An 865-nucleotide genomic window follows, 5' to 3' on the forward strand; every position below is an offset into this window, starting at 1 on the left:
CGATCTGTAGTTTAAACTCTGGGGTAAAGGTTCTTCTTGTTCTTGTCATAAAAAAATCGCCTACTTTTTTGATTTAACAATAGCCTCCCTCATAGGAGTTGTCCAATCAAGTGTAGACGATCCAGTATACATTCACCTAGCTATATAGTGGATGGATAATATAGCTAAGTGTTATATAGGTTATAGATTGGCCAACTTTGTAAATTAATTTTAGTAGTACCATCAAGCTGCTCTATTAATTGAGATATGTCTTCTTCTAAAATAATTTTTATGCAAACTTCTGCAATTAAACTTTCTTTGTTTCCTAACAACTTTTTTAGTTCTTGTTTTTCAATTATGCTTAACTCCCTACTTCTTTTTAGGACCTGATAATAATTAATATAATATACAGTGTCAGTAGAGTATTGAAGTATCATTTCAGTGATGTTTTTTGATAATTCCAGAAACCGATTATCATGACTTTCATCATATATACTTAATACAGTTAGTAGATAGTCATTGATATGGAAATTTACAGCACTGATATCTCTATTAATAATATAAAGTTTTTTTAATCTCTCTTTTATTGAATTGACATCATAATCAGTGACTTTATCGAGTTGCTCTCTAGGAACAAGACTTGAAAATGAATCTATCTTGTATGTTACTTTATTGTCTTCACTAGTTGTTTGTGCACTAACAGTAAATTTTTCATCCATTTTAAATAAATTTCCTATATATTGAGGTGAATTTAGAAAGCGCCGATTGTAAAATTAAGCTAGACACCTAAAAAGGGTCACGCGTGATACACTCAAAATGAGTTTTCCGACCAAAGAAAATCATAGGAGTGATCACGCATGACCTACACCCATATTACCACGGACGA

The 865-nt window shown here is 31.2% G+C and carries 1 protein-coding gene; it reads right to left on the minus strand.

Annotated elements, in window-relative coordinates:
• Window positions 1-164: 164 nt before the first annotated feature.
• Window positions 165-698, minus strand: coding sequence for a hypothetical protein (locus ABD734_RS07720; protein ID WP_344703108.1), 534 nt, complete (start codon window positions 696-698; stop codon window positions 165-167).
• Between the last annotated feature and the right edge of the window lie 167 nt (window positions 699-865).

Origin of the sequence: Salinicoccus jeotgali (assembly GCF_039538805.1) — a bacterium.
Lineage (GTDB): Bacteria > Bacillota > Bacilli > Staphylococcales > Salinicoccaceae > Salinicoccus > Salinicoccus jeotgali.

Bases quoted from the DNA above. Each gene is read 5' to 3' on its own strand.
- ABD734_RS07720 (WP_344703108.1), bottom strand. From the start codon at position 698: ATGGATGAAAAATTTACTGTTAGTGCACAAACAACTAGTGAAGACAAT.